The 21702-nt window shown below is 72.5% G+C and carries 31 protein-coding genes and 3 pseudogenes; 21 read left to right on the top strand and 13 right to left on the bottom strand.

What is annotated here, in order from left to right:
* Positions 1-126: 126 nt before the first annotated feature.
* The 8 genes from AB0M83_RS29520 (at position 127) to AB0M83_RS29485 (ending at position 6685) form a co-directional block, all read left to right on the top strand.
* On the top strand, positions 127-513 hold the full coding sequence (locus tag AB0M83_RS29520) for a hypothetical protein (RefSeq protein WP_364521660.1): 387 nt from the start codon (positions 127-129) through the stop codon (positions 511-513).
* A 52-nt stretch (positions 514-565) separates the two neighbouring features.
* Positions 566-856 (top strand): hypothetical protein, encoded by a 291-nt coding sequence (locus AB0M83_RS29515; protein ID WP_364521659.1) that lies wholly within the window; start codon positions 566-568, stop codon positions 854-856.
* A 118-nt stretch (positions 857-974) separates the two neighbouring features.
* Positions 975-1304, top strand: coding sequence for a YciI family protein (locus tag AB0M83_RS29510; protein WP_364521721.1), 330 nt, complete (start codon positions 975-977; stop codon positions 1302-1304).
* A 2-nt stretch (positions 1305-1306) separates the two neighbouring features.
* Positions 1307-2542 (top strand): DUF6596 domain-containing protein, encoded by a 1236-nt coding sequence (locus AB0M83_RS29505; protein ID WP_364521719.1) that lies wholly within the window; start codon positions 1307-1309, stop codon positions 2540-2542.
* Between the two features lie 604 nt (positions 2543-3146).
* Positions 3147-4589 carry an MFS transporter gene (locus AB0M83_RS29500; protein ID WP_364521658.1) on the top strand — a complete coding sequence of 481 codons (1443 nt, stop codon included), beginning with the start codon at positions 3147-3149 and terminating at the stop codon, positions 4587-4589.
* Positions 4590-4756: 167 nt separating this feature from the next.
* A complete protein-coding gene (locus AB0M83_RS29495; protein WP_364521657.1) occupies positions 4757-5233 on the top strand; it encodes a TspO/MBR family protein in 477 nt (158 codons plus the stop codon).
* A 1-nt stretch (position 5234) separates the two neighbouring features.
* Positions 5235-6179 (top strand): SDR family NAD(P)-dependent oxidoreductase, encoded by a 945-nt coding sequence (locus AB0M83_RS29490; protein ID WP_364521656.1) that lies wholly within the window; start codon positions 5235-5237, stop codon positions 6177-6179.
* A complete protein-coding gene (locus tag AB0M83_RS29485; protein ID WP_364521655.1) occupies positions 6176-6685 on the top strand; it encodes a 2'-5' RNA ligase family protein in 510 nt (169 codons plus the stop codon). The genes AB0M83_RS29490 and AB0M83_RS29485 overlap by 4 nt, the downstream gene beginning before the upstream one ends.
* Before the next feature lie 34 nt (positions 6686-6719).
* Here the strand turns inward: AB0M83_RS29485 and AB0M83_RS29480 are convergent, their stop codons facing one another.
* Positions 6720-7160 carry an SRPBCC family protein gene (locus AB0M83_RS29480; protein WP_364521654.1) on the bottom strand — a complete coding sequence of 147 codons (441 nt, stop codon included), beginning with the start codon at positions 7158-7160 and terminating at the stop codon, positions 6720-6722.
* A gap of 194 nt (positions 7161-7354) precedes the next feature.
* Between AB0M83_RS29480 and AB0M83_RS29475 the strand changes: the two genes are divergently transcribed.
* Positions 7355-7795, top strand: coding sequence for an SRPBCC family protein (locus AB0M83_RS29475; protein ID WP_364521653.1), 441 nt, complete (start codon positions 7355-7357; stop codon positions 7793-7795).
* Between the two features lie 17 nt (positions 7796-7812).
* On the opposite strand, the gene AB0M83_RS29470 is transcribed toward AB0M83_RS29475, so the two are convergent.
* The 3 genes from AB0M83_RS29470 to AB0M83_RS29460 all read right to left on the bottom strand — a co-directional run bounded on the left by AB0M83_RS29470 (position 7813) and on the right by AB0M83_RS29460 (position 9919).
* Positions 7813-8565, bottom strand: coding sequence for an ATP-binding protein (locus AB0M83_RS29470; protein ID WP_364521652.1), 753 nt, complete (start codon positions 8563-8565; stop codon positions 7813-7815).
* Positions 8566-8769: 204 nt separating this feature from the next.
* The gene (locus AB0M83_RS29465; protein WP_364521651.1) at positions 8770-9450 is read right to left on the bottom strand and encodes a DUF6766 family protein; all 681 of its coding nucleotides are present in this window, start codon (positions 9448-9450) and stop codon (positions 8770-8772) included.
* Between the two features lie 82 nt (positions 9451-9532).
* On the bottom strand, positions 9533-9919 hold the full coding sequence (locus AB0M83_RS29460; RefSeq protein ID WP_364521650.1) for a hypothetical protein: 387 nt from the start codon (positions 9917-9919) through the stop codon (positions 9533-9535).
* A 447-nt stretch (positions 9920-10366) separates the two neighbouring features.
* Here AB0M83_RS29460 and AB0M83_RS29455 point away from each other — a divergent pair, with 447 nt between their 5' ends.
* Positions 10367-10726: a hypothetical protein gene (locus tag AB0M83_RS29455; protein WP_364521649.1), complete on the top strand. Its 360-nt coding sequence runs from the start codon at positions 10367-10369 to the stop codon at positions 10724-10726.
* Positions 10727-10854: 128 nt separating this feature from the next.
* Here AB0M83_RS29455 and AB0M83_RS29450 read toward each other — a convergent pair whose 3' ends face one another.
* On the bottom strand, positions 10855-11253 hold the full coding sequence (locus AB0M83_RS29450; protein ID WP_364521648.1) for a ChaB family protein: 399 nt from the start codon (positions 11251-11253) through the stop codon (positions 10855-10857).
* Positions 11254-11370: 117 nt separating this feature from the next.
* On the opposite strand from AB0M83_RS29450, the gene AB0M83_RS29445 reads away from it, so the two are divergent.
* From AB0M83_RS29445 to AB0M83_RS29430, 4 genes are all read left to right on the top strand, one after another.
* Positions 11371-11595, top strand: coding sequence for a hypothetical protein (locus tag AB0M83_RS29445; RefSeq protein ID WP_364521647.1), 225 nt, complete (start codon positions 11371-11373; stop codon positions 11593-11595).
* Positions 11596-11763: 168 nt separating this feature from the next.
* Positions 11764-12570: an MBL fold metallo-hydrolase gene (locus AB0M83_RS29440; RefSeq protein ID WP_364521646.1), complete on the top strand. Its 807-nt coding sequence runs from the start codon at positions 11764-11766 to the stop codon at positions 12568-12570.
* Positions 12567-13031: a DUF2243 domain-containing protein gene (locus AB0M83_RS29435; protein ID WP_364521645.1), complete on the top strand. Its 465-nt coding sequence runs from the start codon at positions 12567-12569 to the stop codon at positions 13029-13031. Before AB0M83_RS29440 ends, AB0M83_RS29435 begins: the two co-directional genes overlap by 4 nt.
* Complete coding sequence (locus AB0M83_RS29430) at positions 12995-13780, top strand: cytochrome c oxidase assembly protein (protein ID WP_364521644.1); 786 nt, start codon at positions 12995-12997, stop codon at positions 13778-13780. The genes AB0M83_RS29435 and AB0M83_RS29430 overlap by 37 nt, the downstream gene beginning before the upstream one ends.
* A gap of 102 nt (positions 13781-13882) precedes the next feature.
* Here AB0M83_RS29430 and AB0M83_RS29425 read toward each other — a convergent pair whose 3' ends face one another.
* Positions 13883-14347, bottom strand: coding sequence for a DUF4383 domain-containing protein (locus AB0M83_RS29425; protein WP_364521643.1), 465 nt, complete (start codon positions 14345-14347; stop codon positions 13883-13885).
* A gap of 178 nt (positions 14348-14525) precedes the next feature.
* On the opposite strand from AB0M83_RS29425, the gene AB0M83_RS29420 reads away from it, so the two are divergent.
* A complete protein-coding gene (locus AB0M83_RS29420) occupies positions 14526-14771 on the top strand; it encodes a hypothetical protein (protein ID WP_364521642.1) in 246 nt (81 codons plus the stop codon).
* Positions 14772-14829: 58 nt separating this feature from the next.
* Here AB0M83_RS29420 and AB0M83_RS29415 read toward each other — a convergent pair whose 3' ends face one another.
* The 3 genes from AB0M83_RS29415 to AB0M83_RS29405 all read right to left on the bottom strand — a co-directional run bounded on the left by AB0M83_RS29415 (position 14830) and on the right by AB0M83_RS29405 (position 16068).
* Positions 14830-15099 carry a hypothetical protein gene (locus tag AB0M83_RS29415; RefSeq protein ID WP_364521641.1) on the bottom strand — a complete coding sequence of 90 codons (270 nt, stop codon included), beginning with the start codon at positions 15097-15099 and terminating at the stop codon, positions 14830-14832.
* A gap of 97 nt (positions 15100-15196) precedes the next feature.
* Positions 15197-15376 (bottom strand): CsbD family protein, encoded by a 180-nt coding sequence (locus AB0M83_RS29410; RefSeq protein ID WP_364521640.1) that lies wholly within the window; start codon positions 15374-15376, stop codon positions 15197-15199.
* Positions 15377-15807: 431 nt separating this feature from the next.
* Positions 15808-16068 (bottom strand): hypothetical protein, encoded by a 261-nt coding sequence (locus AB0M83_RS29405; RefSeq protein ID WP_364521639.1) that lies wholly within the window; start codon positions 16066-16068, stop codon positions 15808-15810.
* A 328-nt stretch (positions 16069-16396) separates the two neighbouring features.
* Between AB0M83_RS29405 and AB0M83_RS29400 the strand changes: the two genes are divergently transcribed.
* From AB0M83_RS29400 to AB0M83_RS29390, 3 genes and pseudogenes are all read left to right on the top strand, one after another.
* Positions 16397-16861 carry a GAF domain-containing protein gene (locus tag AB0M83_RS29400; protein ID WP_364521717.1) on the top strand — a complete coding sequence of 155 codons (465 nt, stop codon included), beginning with the start codon at positions 16397-16399 and terminating at the stop codon, positions 16859-16861.
* A gap of 201 nt (positions 16862-17062) precedes the next feature.
* A complete protein-coding gene (locus AB0M83_RS29395; RefSeq protein ID WP_364521638.1) occupies positions 17063-17254 on the top strand; it encodes a hypothetical protein in 192 nt (63 codons plus the stop codon).
* A 290-nt stretch (positions 17255-17544) separates the two neighbouring features.
* Positions 17545-17901 (top strand): annotated as a pseudogene (locus AB0M83_RS29390) (serine/threonine-protein phosphatase); the annotation flags it as partial.
* A 32-nt stretch (positions 17902-17933) separates the two neighbouring features.
* Here the strand turns inward: AB0M83_RS29390 and AB0M83_RS29385 are convergent.
* Positions 17934-18149, bottom strand: a pseudogene (locus AB0M83_RS29385) (cbb3-type cytochrome c oxidase subunit I); the annotation flags it as partial.
* A gap of 210 nt (positions 18150-18359) precedes the next feature.
* Entirely contained in the window at positions 18360-18785 is a 426-nt protein-coding gene (locus AB0M83_RS29380; RefSeq protein WP_364521637.1) for an ATP-binding protein, read from the bottom strand.
* Between the two features lie 204 nt (positions 18786-18989).
* Here AB0M83_RS29380 and AB0M83_RS29375 point away from each other — a divergent pair, with 204 nt between their 5' ends.
* The 3 genes from AB0M83_RS29375 to AB0M83_RS29365 are packed head-to-tail and all read left to right on the top strand — an operon-like array spanning position 18990 to position 20811.
* Positions 18990-19778 (top strand): hypothetical protein, encoded by a 789-nt coding sequence (locus AB0M83_RS29375; RefSeq protein WP_364521636.1) that lies wholly within the window; start codon positions 18990-18992, stop codon positions 19776-19778.
* The gene (locus AB0M83_RS29370) at positions 19778-20206 is read left to right on the top strand and encodes a phage holin family protein (protein WP_364521635.1); all 429 of its coding nucleotides are present in this window, start codon (positions 19778-19780) and stop codon (positions 20204-20206) included. The genes AB0M83_RS29375 and AB0M83_RS29370 overlap by 1 nt, the downstream gene beginning before the upstream one ends.
* Positions 20203-20811, top strand: a complete 609-nt coding sequence (locus tag AB0M83_RS29365) for a DUF3618 domain-containing protein (protein WP_364521634.1) — start codon at positions 20203-20205, stop codon at positions 20809-20811. The genes AB0M83_RS29370 and AB0M83_RS29365 overlap by 4 nt, the downstream gene beginning before the upstream one ends.
* Before the next feature lie 68 nt (positions 20812-20879).
* On the opposite strand, the gene AB0M83_RS29360 is transcribed toward AB0M83_RS29365, so the two are convergent.
* Positions 20880-21029 (bottom strand): hypothetical protein, encoded by a 150-nt coding sequence (locus tag AB0M83_RS29360; RefSeq protein ID WP_364521633.1) that lies wholly within the window; start codon positions 21027-21029, stop codon positions 20880-20882.
* Between the two features lie 416 nt (positions 21030-21445).
* Positions 21446-21702, bottom strand: a pseudogene (locus AB0M83_RS29355) (catalase); the annotation flags it as partial.

Below are 21702 nucleotides of genomic sequence, written 5' to 3'. Positions count from 1 at the left end.
GTTGCCGTACCGCTCCCGCGGAACGTTCCGCCCTCCCCGGGCGTCCGGACCGGTCCTGGATTCGTCCGGACAACCCACAAGGCCGCGCCCGCGTCGGCCGCCTCCGGCCCGAACCTCGAGGTCACCGTGGTCGCGCAGCAGGACCGCCGGCTGTCCGGCGACACCGTCGCACTCGACGTGACGGTGAGCAACATCGGGGACGCCGTCGCCTTCGGGACGTTCGGCACCGCCTACACGGAGTCCGGGACGCCGCTGTGGATCGACCGGGGCCGATGGGGTGACCTCGCGGACGGCGGGACCGGCGCGCCCGTCGCGCAGGGGGAGACCCGGACCTTCCACCTGACCGGGCAGCTGGGCACGTTCTCCGGCGACCCGGTCGTGCACGTCGAGGTGTACACCGGGCAGGACGTCGACTACAGCGACAACATCCAGCGGGTCACCCTGCCGATGGCGCGGGGCACCGAGCGGGTCGCGGGCGTGCTGTACGACCGGGCTCGACTGCACCGCCGGTGACGGCCACACCGGTGGTGCCCCGTACATCTCCGTCACCGCCAAGGTGCCCGGCATGCGGGCCGACTCCCACGGACAGGTTTGGCTCGACAAGAACGGCAACAGCACGCTGGACGCCGGCGAAGGCCTGGCCAACCGCAACCTGGTGCTCCTCGAGGGCGGCACCATCCGCGCCTACGCCCGGACCGACGCCAGCGGCTACGCGACCTTCAAGGACATGCCGGTCGGCACCTGCCAGCTGCGGGTGCTCGGCCCGTGGAAGCCGGCGCCGTTCGAGGGCGACCTCGGTGTCTTCGCGCCGCCCTACGGCGGCGGCGAGTGGCACGTGCAGTTCGTCGCCACCTGATTCGTTGGGCGTTCCGGACGGTGCCGAACCGTCCGGAACGCCCACCGGGGCGGGCGAGCGGCGGGTGCCGGGCAGTGGCATCCTGACCGCGGTCCCGACTCCAGAGGAGATGTTCCGGATGCAGTTCCTGCTTTCCGTGGTCCACGACCGGCCGAGCCTCGCCGACCCGGACGAGGAGGCGGCGATCGACGAGTTCAACGACCGGCTCAAGGCCGGCGGCAACTGGGTCTTCGCCGGCGGGCTCGGAACACCCGACAACGCCACCGTCATCGACAACCGGGGCAAGCAGGCGGTGATCACCGACGGTCCGTTCCTGGAGTCGAAGGAGTACCTCGCCGGGTTCTGGATCATCGAAGCACCCTCGTTCGACGTCGCGGTCAAGCTCGCGACCGAGGGTTCGGCGGCCTGCAACCGGAAGGTCGAGGTCCGGCCGGTCCTGGGCGAATGAGCGTGGCCGACGTCGGCGAGGCCGTCACCCGCGCTCACCGCGAAGAGTGGGCCCGCGTGGTCGCCGCCTTGGCCCGGCGCTTCGGCGATCTCGACATCGCCGAGGAAGCCGCCGCGGAGGCGTTCGCGACCGCCGTCGAGCGGTGGCCGGCCGACGGCGTGCCGCCCAACCCCGGCGCCTGGCTGACCACGACCGCCCAGCGCAAGGCCATCGACCGGCTCCGGCGCGAGAGCAAGCGCGACGACAAGCACAAGGAAGCCGGGCTGGCGCACGACGACAGCCCGCCCGAACCGCTCGGCGCCGTCGACGACGACCGGCTCCGGTTGATCTTCACCTGCTGCCACCCGGCGCTGGCGATGGAAGCCCGCCTGGCGCTGACGTTGCGGATGGTCGGCGGCCTGACCATGCCCGAGATCGCCCGCGCCTTCCTGGTGGCCGAAAGCACCATGGGGCAGCGGATCACCCGCGCGAAAGCCAAGATCAAAGCGGCGCGCATCCCCTATCGCGTGCCGTCCGCCGAGGATCTCCCGGAACGCGTCTCCGGCGTGCTCGCCGTGCTGTTCCTGGTGTTCAACGAGGGTTACCTGGCGACCGGCCCCGACACCGACCCGGTGCGGCACGACCTGACCGCCGAGGCGATCCGGCTCACCCGCGTGATCCGTGCCCTCCTGCCGGACGACGGCGAGGTGGCCGGGCTACTGGCGCTGATGCTGCTCACCGAGGCCCGCCGCCCGGCCCGGCTCTCGGCCGCCGGTGAGCTGGTTCCCCTGGCCGAGCAGAACCGCCGGGCGTGGGACGCGACGCTGATCGCCGAGGGCCACCGGCTGGTGCGCGAGCGGCTCGCCGCGGCCGCCGCCGGGGTCGCTCCGGGCCGCTACCAGATCCTCGCGGCGATCAACGCCGTGCACACCTCCGCCGGCGACATCGGCGACACCGACTGGTCGCAGGTCCTCGCCCTCTACGACCAGCTCGTCGGCATCGACCCCTCCCCGACGATCGCCCTCAACCGGGCGATCGCGGTCGCCGAGCTCGACGGCCCGGAGGTGGCACTGTCCGCCGTGGACCGGCTCGAGGACACTTTGGCGGGGTACCACGCTTTTCACGCGACCCGCGCGGAGCTGCTGCGGCGGGCGGGCCGGGACGATCAGGCGCGGGTGGCTTACGGCCGGGCCATCGAGTTGGCTGGGAACACCGCCGAGACTGCTTATCTGACTCGTCGTCGCGACCAGCTGGGGTAGCTGGGACTCACGCTCGCGGGTGGTCGGCCCGGTGTCGGAATCGGGGTACACCTTGGCCGGTTGCTTTCACGCCTCCTCCCGTGCTGTGTTGTTGCGCCGGGCGGGCGGAGCTGGCAGGCGCGGGTGGCTTATGGCCGGGCCATCGAGTTGGCTGGGAACACCGCTGAGACTGCGTATCTGACCCGTCGTCGCGACCAGCTGGGGTAGCTCGGATCACGCGACTATCGCCGTGAGCCTGTCCCGCCGTCGCGATCAGCTGAAACAGCTCGGAATTGCGCCGGAATCCGCGCACCGCCGGCCCGCGAGTGCCGGAAATGTCGGCTACAGCCAGCTCATCGGCGAGTGCAGCGCGTACAACTTGCGCAACTTCGAAGGTGCAGTGCCCGACGTCCTTCGGAACGATGAACACCTGCCCTGCTCGAGATCGACGTCTCCGGGCCGCCATTGGCTCGCCGGTGTCGTCGTGAGTGTGTCAGACGAACGCGCACCTGACGTTCCGGAAATTCTTTCGAATGCGGTGTCGGATCGAGTCAGGGGTGTTCGTAGTACGGATGAGAGGTCGCCCAGAAGGGGCGCCCCGACAGAGCCGAGAAGGACGTTCCTCATGACAACCGTGAAGGAGCCGGGCGCGGTCGCCACAAGCCGCTCCAGCCGCCTGATGTGGGCGATCCTGGGGGTGGTGCTGCTTGCCGACGCCCTCGACGTGATCGATGCAACAGTCACGAACATCGCCGCTCCGACCATCGCCGCCGAGCTCGGCGGCGGGGAGAGCCTGATCAAGTGGTTGGGCCCGGCGTACATGCTCGCCATGGGTGTCCTGCTCGTCGTCGGCGGGCGGCTGGGTGACAAGTTCGGCCAGCGCAAGCTCTTCCTGCTCGGCGTGGCCGGGTTCACCCTCGCGTCGGCGGTCGCCGGGTTCGCGCCCGACCCGGCTCTGCTCATCGTCGCCCGGGTCGCGCAGGGAGCGTTCGGCGCCCTGCTGATTCCGCAGGGCATGGCGATCATGACGAAGAATTTCGACCGGGAAATGCTCGGCAAAGCGTTCGGCCTGTTCGGCCCGGTGCTCGGTATTTCCAGTGTGGCCGGTCCGGTGCTGGCCGGATTCATCATCAGCGCCGACATTTTCGGCCTGACCTGGCGCCCGATTTTCCTCCTGAACCTCGTGCTCGGCATCATCGGGCTGATCGTGGCCGCCAAGGTCCTGCCGCGTGACGACGACGGCGACCGGTCCACCGTCGTCGACGGCTGGGGTTCCGGCCTGCTCGCGGTGACGATGCTCGGGCTGCTGTACGGCCTGATCGAGGGCTCGACCAACGGCTGGGGCGCGATCGCCATCGTCTCGATCGTCGTCGGCGTCCTGTTCTTCGTCGCCTTCGCCTACCGCCAGCGCACGGCGGCCGACCCGCTCATCATGCCGTCGCTCCTGAAGAACCGGGGTTTCACCTCCGGCATGCTCGTCGGCCTGGTCGCGTTCGCCGCCGGCACCGGCCTGATCTTCGTGCTGTCGCTGTTCCTGCAGGAAGGTCTGCACGCCAGTGCCCGGACCACGTCGCTCGGCCTGGTGCCGCTCACCCTGGGGCTCATCGCCGCCGGGTTCGCGGCCATGGGCGGACTGGTCGCCAAGCTGGGCCGCCGGCTCGTCTTCATCGGCCTGACCGTCGCCGTCGTCGGGTGCGGCTGGGTCCTGGCCCTCGTCGCGGCCTACGGCACGGACGTCAGCCTGTGGGCGCTGGCCCCGGCGCTGCTCGTCATCGGGGTCGGCATCGGCTTCAGCTTCGCCACGATCCCCACGGTCGCCCTCGGCGACGCGAAGCCGGAAGAAGCCGGCAGCGCCAGCGGTTCGCTCAGCTCGATCCAGCAGCTCGCTTCGGCGATCGGCTCGGCCGTGGTCACGTCGATCTTCTTCCAGGCCGCCGCCGGCTCGGGGATGGCCCACGCGATGACCGTGACCCTGATCGTCGTGCTGGCCGTGACCGCGCTCAGCATCCCGATCGTCGCTCTGATGCCCCGCAAGGCGCCGGCCGGACCGCCGCCGCCCCCGGAGTGAGTCACCTTTCCGGGAAGTGACGAAATGGCCGGCCGACGTGGTGCACCGCACCCCCTCGGCCGGCCATTTTCGTTGCCGGGCCACGGCGCTGAAGCTGCGCCCCGGCCGCGGCGAAGTTACGCTCGGCCCCCTGTGGATCGTATTTGCATCGAAAGGTGGGCGCCGGCATGACGACCGTGCACCGCTCCGCCCCGGCTCCGGTCGTCCTGGCCGGTTTCCTCGCCGTGGTGGCCGCCGTCGCCGTGGTCGGCAGCCTCGCCGCCACGCGGTCGCGCGCTGTCTACATCGCGCTGAACCAGCCGTCGTGGGCCCCGCCGTCCTGGTTGTTCGGTCCGGTGTGGACGGTCTTCTACGTCTTGATCGCCGTGTCCGGCTGGCTGTACTGGCGCGCCGGCGGAACCCGGCGGGAGTTCGCCTGGTACGCCGCCGGGCTGGTGCTCAACGCGGCGTGGACACCGCTGTTCTTCGCCGCCGGTGCCTACACCGTGGCGCTGATCGAGATCGTGGTCCTCGACGCCGCCATCGTCGCCACCCTGCTCGTCTTCCGCCGCCGTTCGCCGGTCGCCGCCGGCCTGCAGGTGCCCTACCTGGCCTGGACCTCGTTCGCGACGGCGCTCAACGCCGCGATCGTGGTGCTGAACTGACGTGAAGCCGTCGACGCTGGTGGACACGCTGCTCGACCGGTCCGTCGTCGCCGGCTACACACGCCTCGGCTACGCGCTGCGCCGGCGGAGCTGGCCGGACGACGACCCCGCCCCCGACGCCCTGCACGGCCGCGTCGCGCTCGTGACGGGGGCGAGTGCCGGCCTCGGCGAGGCCACGGCGACCGGACTGGCCCGCGTGGGCGCCGAGGTGGTGCTCGTGGTGCGCGACCTCGGCCGGGGCGAGGCGGCCCTCGCCCGGATCCGCGCGGCCGTGCCGGGTGCGCAGGCCCGGGTCGCGCGGTGCGATGTCGCCGACTTCGCCTCGGTGCGCGAGTTCGCGACCCGGGAGCCCCGCGTGGACGTGCTCGTGCACAACGCCGGGGTGCTGCCGCCGAAGCGCGAGGAAAGCGTGGACGGGCACGAGCTCACACTGGCCACTCACGTGCTCGGGCCGCTCCTGCTGACCGAGCTGCTGGGGTCCGCGCTGCGCGTTCCCGGCGGTGCGCGCGTCCTCCTGATGTCGTCCGGCGGGATGTACACGCAGTCCCTCGCCGTCGCCGATCCCGAGTACCGGCAAGGGACTTATCGCGGCGCCACCGCGTACGCGCGCACCAAACGCATGCAGGTCGAGCTCACGCCGCTGCTGGCCGAGCGCTGGCGGGCCGACGGCATCGCCGTGCACAGCCTGCACCCCGGCTGGGCGGACACCCCGGGGCTGGCCGGCTCGCTCCCGGCCTTCCGCCGGCTCGTCGGCCCGGCTCTGCGGTCTCCGGCGGAAGGCGCCGACACCGCGGTGTGGCTGGCCGCGACCCGGCCCGCGCCGCCGTCGGGACGGTTCTGGCACGACCGGCGGCAGCGGCCCGCGCACCTGCTGCCCGGCACCCGCCCGGCGCCCGGGGAGCCCGGACGCCTGCTGCGGTACTGCCTGGACGCGATCGACCGGTGACCGCGTCGCCGCTCGTGGTCACGCTGACCGTCGACCAGGACACGCAGGACGCCTGGGACGCGGTGCGCCGCACCTGGTTCCCGCCCGGGCGGCTGGTCGTCGGGGCCCATCTGACGCTCTTCCACGCCCTCCCGGGCGAGTTCGCCGGCCCGGTGCTCGCCGACTGCTCCGACGTCGCCGGGGGCACGCCGGCGTTCTCCCTGGCGGTGGCCGGGGTTCGCTCTCTCGGCCGCGGGGTCGCGCTCGCGGTCTCCGCGCCGGAACTACCGGACCTGCACGCGACGCTCCGCGACCGCTGGCGGCCGTGGCTGACGCCGCAGGACCGGCAGCCCCTGCGGCCGCACGTCACCATCCAGAACAAGGTCGATGCCCACGTCGCGGCGGCCACGATGCGGGCGGTGCGGGGGAACTTCGGCCCGGCGACGGCGCGGGCCACGGGCATCGCGGTCTGGCGTTACCTCGGCGGGCCGTGGGAGCCGGTCACCGTCTGCCGGTTCCGGGACTGAACCCCGGCCGCCGCCGGCGACCGGGGTTCACGCGTCAGCGGGCTTCGATGACCGTCTTGAACTCGGCGGCGGCACGCTCGACCTTCTTCTGCGGGTCGGCCAGCAGCGAAGCGACCGCTTCGCCGAGCTTTCCGGCCGGCGGCGAGTAGTCCAGGGAGATCTCGACGCCGGTGCGGCCGTTGCCCTGGTCGTCGAAGCGGACGACGCCGGAGTTCTTCACGTCGGGATCGGCATCGTCCACCGTGGTCCACGCGATCTTGTGCGGCGGCGCGTCGTCGACGATGCGGGCTTCCCACTCCACCGACGTCCCGGCCGGCCCGTCGACCTTCCAGCGGGTGCGGGTGGCGTCACCGTCCACGGCCTCGACCGACTTGACGTCGGAAAAGACCTGCGGCAGCCGGGTCAGCGGCCGCCACCAGTCATAACACGCCTGGGCGGGGGCTTCGACCTCGATGTAGTGCGCTACTGCAGCCATTTTCGGCCTCCTCGGCAAAAGTTCGGCTGTTCCGGGCGACTCCCGGCCAGTTCGGGCTTACCCGGCACGGACGGGGCGGCAAACAGCACCGACGGGTGACCAGTGCAACGGTTATGCAACGGTTTGGGTGGCAGAAGCCCGGGTATCCGTCGAGGAAACGCAGTGTCCGACCGTCACGGAAAGAAGGTCCGCTCGTGGTCGAAGTCACCCGCACGTTCACCGTCGCCGCCGCGCCGCACGAAGTCGTGGACTACCTGAAGGACTTCGGCAACGCGACCGAGTGGGATCCCGGCACCCGCTCGTGCGACCGGCTGGGGGCCGGGCCGATCGAGGTGGGTGCCCGCTGGCGCAACGTCTCGAAGATCGGTGGGGTGCAGACCGAGCTGACCTACGAGCTCACCCGCCTGGAACCGGGACGCGTCGTGTTCAGCGGCCGCAACGACACCGCCACCACGACCGACGACATCGGCGTCACCGCGGCGGGCAGCGGCAGCACCCTCACCTACCACGCCACGATCGAGTTCCAGGGCGCCGCGAAACTGGGCGCGCCGATCGCGAAGGTCGTGTTCGAAAAGGTCGGCGCCGACACCGAAGAAAGCCTCACCCGGGTCTTCGGCGCGGTGGGAACCCCGTGATCCGCCGCGCGGGGTGATCATCGAGGCGCGCGGGGCAGCCGGAGCACGGCCCAGACCACCTTGCCGCCGGAGTGCGTCCGGGACCAGCCGGCCGCGTGCGCCAGGTGGGCGACGAGCCGCAGCCCGCTGCGCGGTTCCGGCGTCCGCGGGCCCGGCCGGGGCAGTGAGACGGGCCGGGAGTCGTCGTCGGCGACCGCGACGGTCAGCCGGCCCTGCCGCAGTTCGAGGCGCAGGCGTGCCGGTGACCGGGCGTGTTCGGCGGCGTTTTCCACCAGTTCGCCGGCCACGGTCGCGGCCGGCGCCGTCAGCGCCTCGATGTCCCAGTTGCCGCAGGTGTCGGTGACGAACCGCGTCGCCGCGGGGACGCTTCGCGGCGAGGACGGCAACCACAATTCGGCGCGGCGGCGGGGCGGCGGCTCGCCGAGGTTGTCCAGCGCGGCGAGCACGGTGGGCTCGACCGCGACGAAGCGCCGCATCGGGCCGGGCCACGACAGCGTTCCGTGCGCCGCCCCGGGAACCACCACCAGCCGCATCGACGACCACTGCGTGACGCGCAGCCACACCGTGATGAACACGCTGGCGAGGTAGTCGCTGGTGATCTCGAGCTGACCGAGGTCGACGATCACCGCGCGAGGCTGATCGGCCGCGCACTTGAGTAGTGCGTCGCGCAGGACCGGATAGGTGCGGATGTCCAGCACACCCGCCGGGCGGACGATCGTCGCCCCTTGCAGTTCGGACAGGTCACAGCTGAGCGGACTGTCCGCATCCATGCCGTACGGTCGCCGCCTCTGATCGGTCGAGCCCGGATCGCGCCCAGAACGACAGAGATTACGCCGGAAGAAGCGACACCAATAGCAGCAATCGCCAGTTCCACCCGATTCAGTGAATGTGGAGAAATAATCACGAGTAACGTTACGAGATCACCAGCGACTTACGGCAGCGAGGCTTTCCGGCCAGGTGCGCAATGGGGGCCTTCAGCCCGATTCGTCCGTGACGCCGTGTTCCGCGCCGACCGGTTTGGACTCCGGGGAGCCGCGCTGGCGCAGGTAGACGCTGAACACCGCCATCGAACCGATGGCGAGGAACTCGGACTGCCAGTTCTGCAGCGTCCGGTTCCAGAAGTCGGCCGATACGAGGTACCCGCCCCAGGAGACCGGGTCGCCGAAGTCGCTCAGCTGCTCCGCGTTGTACGCGCTCACCCCGGCCACGGACTGGGCGAGCCAGGAAAGCAGGAAGATCCCGGCCATGACCAGGCCCAGGGAGCGCGCGAACACGGCGGTCCGCCAGCCGCCCGCTTTCGCCCACCGCGGTGAGCCGCTGTGCACGTGGCGCCCGAGCAGCTGGTCCTGATCGCTTTCCGGCCCGGCCCTGGCCAGGGGCTTGGACTCGGGGGAGCCGCGCTGCACCAGCCAGACGGTGGCGAAGACGTAGAGGAAGAACTGCAGGTATTCGGATTGCCAGTTCTCGGCGACGTCGACGGCGAACGACGACGAGGTGAGGTAGTCGAGCAGCCCGATCGGCTGGGTGCCGTGGGCGAGTTGCCGGTCGTTGAAGTCGGCGAGGCCGGACCAGGTCTGACCGGCGAGGCTGATCAGGAACAGGCCGCCGAAGGCGAGGGAGAGGCCGTTGTCGCGGGCGAAGGTCCGGATGCTCATCGGCCCAGCGCCCCGATCAGGATGAAGTACGCCAGCCCGGCGAGGACCAGGACCAGGTAGGCGGCGAAGACCGGCCGGGCCTTCATCGTCCACCGACCGTGCAGTCGTAGACCTGCTCGTTGCGGGGACGGCAGCCGGCGCCGGTGACGCGCCAGCCGTCGGGGAAGTCGTGCAGGAACAGGGTGTCGGCCGTGGAGCGGGCCTGGGCTTCGTCGCCCCAGGCCGAGACGGACACGACGGGAGCGTGGGGCAGTTCGGCGAGCACCGGCCCGCACCCGGCGGGGCCGAGGGCGTCGCGGGCCCGCGGGGCGAGCAAGGCGCAGGTCTCGGTGTCCGAGCCCGCCGCGGCAGCGGTGACGAAGTGCCGAGCGGCCGCTTCGGCGTCGGGTGCGTCGGCGGCGCCGCAGGCGGCCGTCGAAATCAGCAACGCGACGGTGGCCAGGCCACCGATGATCTTGCGCACGCTCACTACTACCCACTTTTCGCGACGCTCACACCTCTCGGCATCACCCGGCCGCCGACGCCACGGAGAGGGCCGGCGCGGCCGGTTCGTGTTCTTGCGGGGGCCGAGGTGGCGGGGGCGTGTCCGGTGTGGCTGGTTCGGGTCTTTGTGGGGATCGAGGTGGCGAGGGCGAGTGGTCGGCGCGGGCGGTTCGAGTTCTTCCCGAACCGAACCGGCGAGGACGGGTGCCCGGCGCGCTGACCACTGCCGAGGCGAGTCCGGGTCCGTGGCCGATGCCCGGACCGCCGTCGGCGACCACGTACCGGCCCGGCGGCCGGGTTCGCCGTACTCGGTCGTGCGGGCCGTCGCCGCCCGGACCTCCGCGGGTGATTCCCTTGCCCGTCAAGGCGTTTCCCGGACCGGTCGCCGGGTACACCGTCGCCGGATCACCCCCGATCGGCCGAGGAGGCCGTCATGCCGCTGCTCACCCGCATCCTCGGTGGGGCCACCACGGCCTACAGCCTCGCGATCATCGCGGCACCACGCCTGCTCGCGAAACCGTGCGGGCTGACCACCGCGACCGGCGAGGTCCCACCGGGCGTCCGCCCGCTGATCGGCGGGATCGGCGCCCGCGACGTCGTCATCGGCGTCGTGATGATGGCCGCTCCGCCCGGCCGGCCCCTGCGGCTGGCCGTCGCGGGACGGGTGGCCGCCGACCTCTCCGACGCGCTGATCTTCGGGCTTTCCCTGCCGGACCGCGCGGCGCGCCGGAAGGTCGCCGCCTTCGCGACGGGCTGGGCGGCCCTGTGCGCGGTGTCCGCGTTGGCCCGGTGAACGTTGACGCGGTCTTCCCGGTGGGTGTCGGCCGGTCGGGTGGTTCACGCGCGGCAGCTCCCGAACCGGCCCTCTGGGCGACCTGACCACGGCGAGCTGCCCCGTCTCCGCGAGCCGGTGGTGTCGGGCTACTTCCGGGCTCGCGCGGTTTCGCGGCGGCTTGCCTTCTCCAGCGCCTCAACCAATTCTTCCTTCGACATCCGGGACCGCCCGGGGATGCCGAGCTGCTTGGCCCGCTCGTAGAGGTGCGTCTTGCCGGCGCGGGCGTCGACACCTCCGTGGGTCGGCCGCTCGCGCTGCCCCGCGCCGCCGGCCGCCTGGTCGTCGGACGGGCCACGGCGCGGCTTCGGTTCCCAGTGGTCGCCGACCTTCTCGAACGAGTGCTTCACCGCGGCGTACGCGGTCTGCTGCGCCCGGCGCCCCGGCCCGTAGGTCTCGAGCGCGGAGTCGTGCGCCGCGACCCAGGTGTCCTGGGCCTTGCGCGGGGAACGCAGCAGCGTGCTGGGCAGGTCGTCGCGTCCGGGCATCGCCGCTCCCTTCTTCGGTGGCACCGGATGGCTTCCCCGCCACGCGCCCGCGAAACCCGGTGTAGGGGCCCACCCGGCGGGTACCCGGCCGCGCACCCCCCAACGAGAGGAGTCGTCGTGTCGACCACCGAAACCGGCCAGACGACCGGAACGCGCGACAAGGACTACAACCTCATCTGGTTCACGGAAGCGTGCCTGAGCAACGCGCTGCGCATGGAGACCTACGCGCAGGACGCCGAGCGAGACGGCGACACCGAGCTGGCGGAGTTCTTCCGCCGGGCGCAAGGAGAAAGCCAGAAGGGCGCCGAGCAAGGCAAGCAGCTGCTCAAGCAGCGCCTCTGAACCACGGCCGGATCGCCGCGGCGCGGACGCCGTGAACGACCCTTTCACCTCGCCAGATGAGGTGAAAGGGTCGTTCACGTCATCGCCGGACCCCGCTCGCCCCGAGGAGGCGGTTACCCCGCTCAGGCCGGGGTAGCCGCCCTGCTCCGGCGCGAAAGGAGCACACCGATGTCTCCGCTCGACCTGCCCTCGGGGGACTCGCTGACCTTCGTCGGCACGGCCACCACGCTGCTCCGGCTGGGGCCGTTCACCTTGCTCACCGATCCGAACTTCCTGCACCGCGGGCAATGGTCGTACTTCGGCCAAGGCCTGTTCTCGCGACGGCGGACGGAACCCGCGCTGCAGCCGCGGGATCTCCCGCCCTTGACGGCGGTGGTGCTGTCGCACCTGCACGGCGACCACTTCGACCGCGTCGCGTCCCGGGAACTGCCCCGGGACGTCCCGATCCTGACCACCGGGCACGCGGCCGCCCGGCTGCAACGCCGCGGGTTCCACGCGCCGCTCCCGCTGCCCACGTGGCACTCCGAGTCGTTCTCCGACGGCGACGCCCGGCTGACGGTCACTTCGGTGCCCGCCCGGCACGGCCCCGGCGTCCTCGACCGCGTCCTGCCCCCGGTGATGGGCAGCGTGCTTGAGTACCGGGCCACCCCGGAAGCGGACCCGCTGCGGATCTACCTCAGCGGCGACACCGTCCTCCACGACGAGCTGGGCACGATCCGCGACCGGTTCCCCGACCTCGACCTGGCCGTGGTGCACCTGGGCGGCACGCGTGCTTTCGGCGTGCTGGTCACGCTGGACCACCGCGGCGGCGTCGACCTGCTGAACCTGCTGGAGCCGCGGCGAGCCGTGCCGGTGCACTTCGACGACTACGGCCTCTTCCGGTCGCCGGTGTCGAACTTCCTGCAGGAGGTCCGGATCCGGAAACCGCGCACCGAAGTGCACCTGCTGCAGCGCGGCGAGGTGCTGGCCCTGTGAGCCACGAAGTCCCCGTACGCCGCGAAGTCCGCCGCGCCCGGTCCGGCTGGGCCGGCGCCGCGATCGGCGTCGGGGTCGCGGCCTTCGCCGACGAGACGGTGTTCCACCAATTGCTGCACTGGCACCACTTCTACGACCGCTCGACGACGGACGCCGGCCTGGTCTCCGACGGGCTGTTCCACGCCTTCGGCTGGGTCGCGCTCGTCCTGGGCTTCGTGGTGGTGGCCGACCTGCGCCGCGGCGACCGGCTTTCCGGCCGGGCCACGGCCGGCGGGATCCTCGCCGCCGCCGGGGCGTTCCAGCTCTACGACGGCACGATCCAGCACAAGCTGCTGGGCCTGCACCAGATCCGCTACGACGTCGACCTCGCGCCGTACGACTGGACGTGGAACGTCGTCGCGGTCGTCCTGCTGGCCGCGGGGGTGTGGTTGCTCCGCTCCGCGCGGTCCAGGACGGCCTGACGGTGCTGCACCACACCGCCCCGGTCGTCCTGATCGCCGTCGTCGCTTACGAAACGGGCACCGCGCGGCTCCGTCGGCGCGGGGACCGCTGGCCGGTGGCGCGCGACCTGGCGTTCGCGGCGGGTGGGGTCGTGGTCCTGGGTGCGGGCGGGGTGCCGGGGTTCGCCGGGCACATGGTGCAGCACGTGCTGCTGGGCATGATCGCGCCCGTGCTCCTGGTGCTGAGCCGGCCGGCGACGGTGCTGCTGCGTGCCGCACCGACGCGGGCGCGACGCCGGCTCAAGCGGGTGCTGACGTCACGGTTCGCCGCCGTCCTGGTGTTCCCGCCCGTGGCGGCCCTCCTGGAGGCGTGCGGCTTGTGGGTGCTCTACCGGACCGGGCTCTACGCCGCGACGGAACGGAATCCCTGGCTGCACGGGGTGGTGCAGCTGCACGTGTTCCTGGTCGGCGTGCTGTTCGCGGCTTCGCTGTGCCAGCTGGATCCGGTGCGGCACCGGTACGGGGCGGCCCTGCGGGCCGCGACGCTCGTGGCCGCCGCGGCGGCGCACGCCGTGCTGGCCAAGACGCTGTACCTGGCGCCGCCACCCGGTGTCGCGCTCGCGGACGCCGATGCGCGGATCGCCGCGGAAGTCATGTACTACGGGGGCGATCTGGCCGAGTTGGCGCTGGCCGCGGTGATCGCCGCGCAGTGGTACGCCCGGCGCGGGCGCGAGCTGCGCAGGACGGGCGCCGTCGCGGGATCGCCCTGATGGTGGTGCTCAACCCGTTGCCGGGCAACGGCTCCCGGGATGCGGACGCCGGGACGAGCGCTTGCCCGCCCCGGCGTCCGCGTTCCGTTCGGGGAACCGGGATCACGCGGTGGTCCGCGGCCCCCGGGCGCCTCGCGCGGTCCGGCCGGTGAGCAGGCCGAGCGCGATCATCCCGATCCCGAGGCCGAGGTGGAGCCAGTTGTCGGCGCCGTTGACCGGGACGAAGTTGGCGTCGCTGTCGTGGTTGATCAGCAACCCGTAGAGCCACAGCACCAGGTAGACGACGCCGCCGACGACCAGGTACAGGAACGCGCCGCGCGGGGTGCGGGCCGCGGCGAGGCCGACGACGCCGAAGAGCAGGTGGACGATGTTGTGCAGCACGGACACCATGAACACGCCGAGCAGCATGGCCATGGAGTCGTGCCCGGCGAAGCTCAGCTGGTCGTAGTTCGTGGTGATCCCGGGGACGAACCCGAGGACGCCGACGAGCAGGAAGACGACCGCGACGACGGTCGCGGCGAGCTGACCGGCGGTGCGGCCGGTGCGGGTGGGGGTACCTGTCGACATGGCTTTCCTTCCGGGGGTGGTCTGGCTTCGCGCCGGACATACCCGGCAGCAGGTGCGCTAACCCCGCACTCGCCGGGCGGCGGGCAACGCATTCGCCACGGACGCCGGTACCCCTGACGTCGACGGTTCTCCACGGCCGCGCCGGGTACCCGGGTCGCTCGACGAACCGGAGGAACCGATGCTGAAAGTGACCGCCGACGACCTGCGCGAGCTGCTCGCGTCGCCGATACCCGACCCGGTGCTGGTGCTGACCGGGGGCCGGATCCGCGTCGAACCCGCCGGCGCGGAGACCGCCGGAGCCAGTGACGTGATCACCCGCGACGAGCTGCGGCACCGGCTGGCCGACGCGGCGGAGGTCACCGACCGCGACCTCGAACTGATCGCGGCGACCCTGACCACGGCGGTCGTCCAGCGCGGCGGCTGACGGGCCGGGTGGTCCCGGACGGCTCTACGCGGCCGCGGGCGGCGTGGCCCGGCAGGGATCAGCGCGGCTCGTCCTCGACGTGCAGTGCACCCTGTTCGGGCCCGGCGGCCGGGGCCGGACCGGCGTCGACGGCCACCTCGTCGGGCTCGGTGTCGACCGGCGGGCCGTCGCCGCCGACCGGTTCGAGCTGAATCGGACGCTGCGCCGCCGAGCCGGCCTCCGGGTTTTCCCGTTCCCAGGCGCGGGAGTCGAGGCCATCCGGTGCGCGGTCGTCGTCCAGTTCGAGCTGTTCCTGCTGTTCCGAGCGGACGGCATCCTGTTCGGACATCTTCGTTTCCTTCCGATCGTGCGCGGTCGGGAATCGCCCGCACGGCTACCCGCGATCTCGGGGGAAGACCTTCCTCGACCTCACCTGAGCGGCGGTCCTACCCCGTCGGTTCCTGGTCCGGGTCTTCGGCGGATTCCCCGGGCGCGGCCGGTTCGCGTGCCGCGTCCTGCTCGCGTTTTCCCTCGGCGACCCAACGCTCGTTCCCGGTCGCCTGCCCGGCGATCTCCTCCGCCTTGCCCGCGAGTCCGGCGGCCCCGTCCCCGATCCGGTCGCTCATCGACGCTCACCTCCGCGCGGTGGATTCCCCCGGCCGGCGCGGCGAAACGGCTCCGGTTCGACGCGGCCATCACGGTGCGCGCCAACTCGCGGGCAGGATCTGGCCGCGGAGGTAGCGGACGGTCGACGCCGTGAGCAGCTCTGGCGCCCGACTGGGCGCGGGCGCGGTGGCGGAGACCGCCCCTCGACGGTCCGGCCATCACGGCCCCGGGAGCTCGCGGGGGCAGGACCTGGGCGCGGCGAGCGTGGACTGGGCGGCGGCGTGGGAAGAACTGCACTACGGGAGCTCCGGGCGGAGGCGTTCGAGACCGGGGAGGGGGCCGGAGAACTGCGGGCGGTCCGGGACCGCTCGGCCCGGTCCGGCGGACGTCGCCCGCGTGGGGACCGACCGCGGCATCGACCCGGCACCGGAGCCGGGCGGACCGGACGGGTTCAGTCCCAGCGGGCGTCGGGGTCGGCCCGGCCGTCCGCGGCGTCGTTCACCACCGCGATGATCCGGCGGGCCTCGCCCTCCTGGCCCCCGGCGGTCCCGGTGACGTCGAGGTCGTCGCGGGCCTGGTCACGCCGGCACGCGTGCCAGACCTGGAGGATGCCGACCGCCTCGTTCGCCTCCGCCCGCAGCTGCACGCGCTCCAGCAAGCGGCGCGCGGCGTCCTCCCGCGCCGGCTCGGAACGGGACGTGGAAGAGGTCATGGGGTCGACGGTCCTCGCTTCCGGGGAGGAAAGCGAGCGGGCAGCCTGTTCCGCCTGGTCCGGGCCGGCGATCGCGGGCCGCCGCACCTCGCCGTGATCGGCCGGTCGGGTACCCGGCGTCCGGGTAACCCCGGTCGGCGGAGGGGCCGGTGGAGGCGGTGCCGCGTGAATCCCGAACTGCCGCTGACCGACGAGCCGGCGGCCGTGTTCGCCCGGATGGCCGGCCTGCTGCTGTCGGCCGAGACGGTCGATTCGGTGCTGCGGCTGGTGACCAAACTGGCCAAGGAGACCTTCCCGGGCACCGCCGGCGCGGGCTTGAGCATGGTCGATCCCCACGGGGCGCGGGTCACGACCGCTCCCACGGACGAAGTCGTCGAGCAGGCCGACCGGATCCAGTACGAGACCGGAACCGGGCCCCTGCCTGCCGGCGTGGACCGACCGCACCGTGGTGCGGGTGGACGACCTCGCCCGGGACACCCGCTGGCCGCACTGGGCGCGCCGGGCGCACGACCTGGGGCTGCGGGCGTCGCTGAGCGCACCGCTGGTCGCCGGGGACACCAGGCCGGGCGCGCTGAAGGTTAACGGCGACCGGCCGCGTGCCTACGGTTCGCGGGAGGAGTCGCTGCTGGGCATGTTCGCGACGCAGGCCGCGGTGCTGGTGGCGAACGTGAAGTCCCACGCCGACGCGAACCGTGCGAGCGCCCGGCTCGCAGCGTCGGTGCGGGGCCGCGACACCGTGAACAGAGCGCGCGGGAGAGCCGCCAGTCGCTGGTCAAGACCGCCGAAGACCTGACCCGGACGACCCTGAGGCGCCGGCGGTGAGCGAGCGGGACGCCGGGCACCAGCAGCGCGCGGTCGCCTCCGCGTTCGCCCGGGCGAACTGACCGCGGAAGAGCTGTGGCTCCGCTACTTCGAGCTGGGTGGCAGCCTCGGCTAGCTCGACGTCGAGGCTTACCTGCACGGCGCGCGGCTGGACCGCGACATCGTGGCGCACGTGGTGAACGAGCGCCTCGACGAGCTGACCTGGCACCGGCGCGCGTCCTACAGCCGCACGATCCGCGAGGTGGTGCCGCGCGGCGCCCCGCTGACCGCGTTGACGACGCTGCTGGAGGGCATGGAGCTGGCGCCGCCGGAGCGGTTGCCGGCACTGGTCGCGGACGTGGGCGAGGCGCTCGGATCCGGCTGACCGTCTACCTCGCCGACTACGAGCAGCGGTCCCTGCGGCCGGTGCCCGGCGACCGGACCGGGGCCACCGCCCTGGACATCGACACGACGCTGGCCGGGCGGGCGTACCGGCGCCTGGAGATCCTCCCGGCGGAGACCGAGCCGCCCCGGCTGTGGCTGCCACTGCTGGACGGCGTCGAGCGGCTCGGCGTGCTGGCGGCCGAGGTCGCCTCGGTGACCGACCTGTACGACCCCGGCCTGCGCACGCAGTGCCGGTGGGCGGCCTCGCTGATCGGCCACCTCGTGGTGGCGATGACGAACTACGGCGACGGCCTCGACGTCGTGCGCCGCCGGCTGTCGCGCACGGTCGCCGGCGAGCTGATCTGGTCGCTCCTGCCGCCGTTGACCGCCGGGGTCGACGGGTTCGTGGTCAGCGGCGTCGTCGAACCGCGGCACGCCGTGGCCGGGGACGCGTTCGACTACGCGCTGTCCGAGGACACCGCCCGGCTGCTCATCGTCGACGCGGTGGGGCACGACCTGCGCAGCGGCCTGCTCGCCGCCACGACCGTCGCGGCGTACCGGGCCGTCCGGCACGCGGGCGGCGGGCTCGACGAGCAGGCGCGCCTGCTCGACGAGACGCTCGGCGGCACCTTCGGTGACGCCGCCTACGTGACCGCCGTCCTGGCGGAGGTGGACCTGCGGAGCACGGTGGTGATCATGTTGACCGCGCCGAGGATGGTGCCGAGGCCGGTGATGATCAGGCCGGCGATCCAGAGGTCGCCGCCGATGCCGGGGGAGTGGATGGCGTTGGACAGGGGGGTGTAGGCGGTCCAGCCGAAGTCGGGTGGGCCGCCCGGGGTGAGGTAGCCGGAGAGGACGATGAGGCCGCCGAAGAGGTAGAGCCAGTAGGAGAAGGCACGCCGATCGTCTTGTGGTCGGTGGTGCGCAGCGTTTTCAGGATCGCCGAGCCGCGCGGGGCGCGCCACGCCGGGCGATGGGGGATGGGAACGGGCCGGCCGCCGTGTCGGTCATCGGACGTGCACCTCGTCGCCGCCGTCGGGAAAGCAGGTCGGCGCGCAGATACCCGGGCCGGCGCCGGATACACGCTCGCCGGAAACCCAGGGTGGCTACGGGGTCTCTTGCGCTTCGCGTGCCGTGCAGGGAAGGCGGGCCCAGACGAGCTTGCCGTCGTCGTGGTGGCGCACTCCCCAGCCGGCGCACAACCGGTCCACGATCAGCAGCCCGCGGCCGCCACCCCGGTCGGGGGCCCGCAGCCGCGGCTTCCCGGTGCCGGCGTCGATGACGGCCACGGTGACGTCGCAGGGCCGGTGCCGGTAGCGGATCCGAAGCTGGCGGGGGCCGCCGCCGTGCCGGTAGGCGTTGTCCAGCAGTTCCGCGACGACCATCAAGGTGTCGATCCGGTCGGGTTCGGCGAGGGTGCCGAGCTTCTTTTCGGCCCACCAGCGAGCTGTCGACAGCTCCGTGGAGTCCGTCCCCGTCATGTCCAGGACCGCCCAGTGCCCCGAGTCCTCGTCCGCGCAGTCGAACGCCACCGTGCACTACCTCCGGGAACCGGCGTCTTGTCGCTCGAAGGGAAGGGCATACCCGCTGCCGCCCCTGTTACGCACGGTCCGCGGATGCAACTTCGGGCCGATCCGTGCGCGGTTTATCCCGGAACCTCCCGGGTAGCCCGCCGCCCTACGCAGCCGATGAGCGCACCGGGCACCGGAAAGTGTCTCCAGCGCAAGGAGGACGAGATGACCCAGGGACCCGGCGGCCAGTCACCGCCGTCGAAGCCGCAAGCAGCCAAGGACGAAGCCCGCGAGGTCGCGACGACCGCCGCCGACCGGGGTGGCGAAGTCGCGCACACCGCCGCGGACGAAGTGAAACACGTGGCCGCGCACGCCCAGCGGGAAGCACGCGACCTGCTCCGCGAAGGCCGGGAGCAGCTGGAGACGCAGGCCAGGGACGGCCAGCGCAAGGCGGCGCAGAGCCTCCACCAGCTGGCCGGAGAGCTCGACCGGATGGCCGGGCAGACCGACTCTCCCGGCGTGGCCGCCGACGTCGCGCGCCAGGTGTCCGACCGGACGCGCACGGTCGCGGACTGGCTCGAGCACCGCGAACCCGGCGACCTGCTCGACGAGGTGCGGCGCTTCGCCCGCCGCCGTCCCGGCACGTTCCTCGTGGGCGCGGCCGTGGCCGGGGCGCTGGTCGGCCGGCTGACGCGAGGCGTCGTCGCCCAGCAGAAGGAAGATTCCGGTGGCTCGGCGGACGGCCAGGCGACCGCACCGCCTTCGCACGCCGGTCCGGCCGCGACCCCCGCGCTGCCCCAGCCGGGCGGGTACCCCGCGCCGCAGCCCGGCTACCCCGCGTCCGGGCCGGGAGCCCCCGGTGCGGCCCCGGGTGGGTACAACGGGCCGCAGCCGGGCGCACCCGCCGTCCCCGGCGCGGCTCCGGCCGCTCCCGGCGGCTACAACGCACCTCAGCCGCCGGACGCGCTCCCGCAGCCGAGCCCGCGCTTCTCCGCTCCCGGGCAGGTGCCGTGATGACGCAGGCACCCGGGCCCGCCTCGCGGGCGGACGAACCCGTCGACGTCGCCGGCACCTCGGTCGGCGAGCTGCTGACCAACGTGATGAACGACGTTTCCACGCTCGTGCGGCAGGAAGTCGAGCTGGCGAAAGCCGAAGTCAAGACCGAAGCGGCCAAAGCCGCGAAGGGCGCCGGCATGTTCGGCGGCGCCGGGTTTGCCGGCTACATGGTCGTGCTGTTCCTGTCCTTGGCCCTGTGGCAGGGCCTGGCGAACGTGATGGACGAGGGCTGGGCCGCCCTGATCGTCGCGGCGGTGTGGGTGGTCGCCGGCGCGGTGCTCTACGCGACGGGCCGCGCCGCGTTCCGCCGGATCAACCCGAAACCCGAGCGAACCGTCGAGACCCTGCAGCAGGTGCCCGACGCCCTGAAAGGTGGACGACCATGACCGAACCCGACCGGATCCGCCGGGAAATCGAAGGTACCCAGCGGAATCTGAGCACGGACGTGAACGCGCTGACCGAGAAGGTGAGCCCCGGCCGCATCGTCGAACGCCGCGTCGGCCGCGTCCGCACGGCGCTGGGCAGCGCCCGCGACCGGGTGATGGGAACCGCCGCCGACCACGCGTCGGCGGCGGGGGACAAGGCCGGGTCGGTCGCCTCGACGGCGAGCGACAAGGTGAGCTCCGCGGCCGACGTCGTCGGTGACGCCCCGGCGTCGATCCGCCGGGGCACGCAGGGCAACCCACTGGCCGCCGGCCTGATCGCGTTCGGCGCCGGCTGGCTGGTGTCGTCCCTGATCCCCGCGAGCGACCCGGAACGCCGCCTGGCCGGCCAGGCGACGGACCTGGCCCGCGAGCACGTGGCACCGGCGGCCAAGCACGTGGCCGAGGAGGTCAAGGAGAACCTGCGGGAGCCGGTGCAGCAGGCCGCGGAGTCGGTGCGGTCCGAGGCGGCGGAAAGCGCGTCGACGGTCAAGGACGAAGCCCGGTCGGCGACCGGCGACGTCACCGATCGCGCCCAGGAGGCCCAGCAGAACGTGCGCTCGTCCTGAGCCACGGGCTCGGCGCGCTCTCCTTCACGGAGTGCGCGCCGAGCCCGCTTTCGTTGGTGGCGGCGACGTCAGCGACCGGGGTGGAGCACAGCCCGCAGGCAGTCGTCCTTCTTGTGCTTGAACAGGTCGTAGGCACGCGGGCCGTCCGCCGGCGGCATGCGGTGGGTGGCCAGGTGGGCGGTGGACAGCTCACCGCGGGCCATCCGGTCGAGCAGCATCGGGACGTAGCGCTGGCCGTGCTGCTGTGCTTCGCGGCCAGTTCGGTGCCCCGGCCGCCGGGTGCCGGCCGCAGGCGCGTCTCGGCGTCGCCGTCGAGTGCCCCGAACGCCTCCTTGAGCCGCGGGTCGTTTTCGACCTGCTCCGGGGGCAGGTTGACGGTCACGCCGAGCCATCGGTCCGCCGCCGGGCCACGGCCGTGCTCACCGCGATCCCGGCGACGGCGACTGCTCCGAACGACCATTTCAGGCCGGTCCTCGATTCCGCCGGGTGCCTCGTGTCCCGGCCGGGCTTCCCGCTATTTCCGGGAACACACGGCGGATCGGCGACAGCGTCCGCGAGGTGGGCCGCCATCGAGACGGAGCTTTCGCCGGGAACGTGTTCCGGAGGGCGAACCTCCGGAACACTTTCCCGATGGTCACTTCTTCACGGTCTTGGCCTTCGCTTTCGCGGTGCCCTTGGCGTCCTGCAGCGGTGCGTAGGTGCCGTAGAGCGCGGGGTCCGGCTTCGGCGCGGTGCCCGGCCCGCCGAGCGGCTTCGGGTCCATCAGGTATTCGATGCCGGCGTCGGTGGTCCAGCTGGTGCCCTTGGCGCCGTCGGGGCCGTCGGAGAGGTGCCAGATGGTGTGGTTGTGGGTCTGGTCTTCTTCGTCGAGCAGGGCGTTGGGGGCGATGT

The organism is Amycolatopsis sp. NPDC051106 (assembly GCF_040682775.1).
GTDB lineage: Bacteria > Actinomycetota > Actinomycetes > Mycobacteriales > Pseudonocardiaceae > Amycolatopsis.
Note: the sequence above shows the minus strand (reverse complement) of the source record. Positions and strands in the feature narration are given on the sequence as shown.